Below are 3,108 nucleotides of genomic sequence, written 5' to 3'. Positions count from 1 at the left end.
CCAGTTGCCCATGGCGACGGCGACGACCACCCGCGGGCGCCGCCGGGGCGCGCCGAAGGCGCGCAGGATGCGGCCGTGCAGGACGACGCCCTGGGCGTGGGCGATCTCGTCACGCGCCCAGTAGCCGGGGCGGCCGGTCGACCCCGAACTCGACGACCAGATGCCCGCGACGCCGATGTCGCCGTCGGTCATCAGGTCGTTGCGCGGATACACCTGGAAGTAGTTGTCCTTGGTCACCGGCGGCAGCGCGGCGAAATCCGCGGGGGTGCGGATCGTCGCGGCGTCGATACCGTTGTCACAGAGAAACTTCGCGTACGCGGGCACCCGCTCGACCGCGCGGTGGAAGACCTCGAGTGCCTGCTCGAAACCGGGAACAGCGTGCTGACGGCCCATCCGTGGTGACTCCTCTCTGGCCGGGCGCGGCGACCGCGCCCACCCGAGACACCGATCCCCCGGATCGCTCGCCCGCGCGGACAGCCGGGACCGGCCGCGCGGCGACCCCCGATCCCCACCGCCCCGAGATGCGGTGTGACCGACGCGCGCGGGACACTGCACACGACGCCCGCTCGCGCGCGGCCCGGCGGCAGCCGCTCCGCGCTCGCCTCGGCGTGGCAGCATCGCGTGGTGGCACGCCGAACATCGGCGCACGTCGGTCACGCCAGGGAGAAAGGAACCGCCAGATGACCGAGTGGCCGTCTCCGGCGTTCCTGCTCGGGCGGGAACTGCTCGACGACGCCCGGCCCGCCGAGGCGCGCAAGGCCCTCACCCGCGCCATGGACGAGACCGGCGGCGATCCGCACGCCACCGCCGCCTGCATGCACTTGCTCGGGCAGGCACATGCGGACGCGGGCGAGCTGGAACTGGCCGCCGGGATCCTGCTGACGGCGCAGGCCCTGCTGACCGCTCTCGACGCGCGGTCCGGCGGCGAGCCGGACGAACTGCGGGCGGTGAGCGCCGAACTGACCGCCGACGTGCTGGCGGAGCTGGACCGTGCCGTCGAGTCGGCGCACCACCAGCGCCGCGCGGCCGAGGAGTTCGGCCGCCTCGGCGATCACGAGCGTCGCGCCGACAACGACTACGCCCTGGCCTGCACTCTCGCCGAACTGGGCGACACCGAGGGCGCCTTCGCCGCCTTCGAGGCCGCCTGCCACGTCTACGCCGCCACCGGCCGCACCGACGAGGTGGCCGAGACCCACATCGTGCGTGCCGAACTGGCGCTGCGGCTCGACGACGGGGCCACCGCCCGCCACCATCTCGCGTCGGCCCTCCCGCTGCTCGACCCCGACCGTGCCCCCGACGAGCTGGCCCGCACCCGTTACCTGCTGGGTTGCCTGCTCGCCGAGGACGACGACCCGACCGGCGCGGAGACCCATCTGCGTGCCGCCCGCGCGCAATTCGCCGCACTCGACGACTACGCGGCCGCGGCCGGATGCGACGACGCGCTGGGCGACGTGCTCGCCGCGGCCGGTCGGCACGAGGAGGCAGTGGCCGCCCTGGCCGCGGCCACCGGCGGCTATCCGCTCGACCGGGCGGGCGAGCGGGCCGACTGCCAACGGCGCATCGCCCTGATCCGCCTGCGACAGGCCAGGACCGAGGAGTTCCTGGCTTCGATGACCCGCGCCCGCACCGAGCTGCTCGCCGCGGGCCGCCCGGACGAGGCCGCGCGGGTGCTGATCCCCTCGGGCATGGCGCTCGAGGACCTCGGCCGCCACGACGAGGCGTTGCGCATGTACCGCTCGGCCCGCGAGGCCTTCGCCGCGGCCGGACATGCGGGCGAGGTGGCCTGGTGCGACATGAACATCGCGACCGTGCACCTGGCGCGCGGCGAACTCGACATCGCCGAACGGTTACTGCGCTCGGCGAGCGCGGCGACGGCGGACGGGGACCCCGGCCACCGGGTGCGGGCCCGGCTGTATCTGGGCGTGCTGCATTCCGAGCGCGAGGATTTCGAGGGGGCCGCGCGGCTGCTCGAACGGGCCCGCGCCGACGCGCTGGCCCTGCCGGACGCCGAGCTGGCCGCCGACTGCGCGGTGCATCTGGCGGGCGCGCTGACCCAGCTCGGGGAGTACGACCGGGCGCTGCGGCTGCTCGACGAAGCACGGGAGAGTTTCGTCGCGGGCGCGGAGTGGGCGAAAGTCGCGCAGGTGCAGGATGTTCGCGGCGTGGTGCAGTTCGCTTCGGGCAACCTCCGGGAGGCGGAGGAACTGCTGCTCGACGCCTGTGACGGGCTCGCCAGGCACGGCAAGGCCCGCCATCTCGCCGTCGCGGCCTGTCATCTCGGGCTGGTTCATCTGGAGACCCACCGGTTGCCGGAGGCGCGGGCGGCGTTCGAGCGCAGTCACGCGACGCTGCGCGCCTTTCCCGGTGACCGGTTGACGGCCGTGGTGGAGGCGAACCTGGCCGGGCTGTTCCTGCGGCAGGGACGCCATCGTGACGCCGAGCGGATGTACACCGCGGCGGAGGCCACGCTGGCCGCGGCCGGTCAGCCGATCCGGGCGGCGGTGTGCAGGCAGAACCGCGGCGGCACCCGCGTGCTGCTCGGCGACCTCGACGCCGCGCTGGCCGATCTGGCGGCCGCCCGTGCCGTCTTCGCCCCGCATCCGGCGCACCGGCGCGACGGCGCCGCCTGTGAAGTCAACATCGGCCTGGCGCACAGCGCGCGCGGCGAGCACGACCGCGCGCTCACCCACATCGGCCGGGCCCGCGCGGTGTACGCCGAACTGGAGCTGCCGTTGGAGGCGGCACGGTGCGATTTCCTGGCCGCGACCGTCCTGGCCGACCGGGAGCCGGGCGACCTGCGCCCCGCTCTCGACCTGGCCCTGCCCGCGCTGCTGTTCATCGACGACCAGCGCCTGCGTTTCGTGCACGCCAGAACCCGGTCGGCGTGGGCGGCGCGCTCGGCGCTGTTCCGGGCCACCGTCTTCGAATGGTGTGCCCGGCTGGGCGACCCGGTGTTGCTGGCCGAACTGGTCGAGGTGTCGCTGAACTCGGGCACCCACACCCCGGCAAGCGCCGAATCCCCCGCCCGCGCCGATCATCTGGCCGCACTGGCCGCCGACATCGCCGCCGGGGCGCACGCCGATCCCGGCCTGCTGGCGGGCGCCGGCA

1 protein-coding gene and 1 pseudogene are annotated in these 3,108 nt (G+C 74.6%); one reads left to right on the top strand and one right to left on the bottom strand.

The window, feature by feature from the left end:
- Positions 1-393: pseudogene (locus QH283_RS22050) on the bottom strand (phenylacetate--CoA ligase family protein); the annotation flags it as partial.
- A 287-nt stretch (positions 394-680) separates the two neighbouring features.
- On the opposite strand from QH283_RS22050, the gene QH283_RS22045 reads away from it, so the two are divergent.
- The coding region (locus QH283_RS22045) for a tetratricopeptide repeat protein (RefSeq protein ID WP_280504870.1) at positions 681-3,108 on the top strand (2,428 nt) is incomplete at its 3' end.

This window comes from Nocardia farcinica, assembly GCF_029867845.1.
Lineage (GTDB): Bacteria > Actinomycetota > Actinomycetes > Mycobacteriales > Mycobacteriaceae > Nocardia > Nocardia farcinica_A.
The sequence above is the reverse complement of the archived record's forward strand: the minus strand, read 5'-3'. Positions and strand labels throughout refer to the sequence as shown.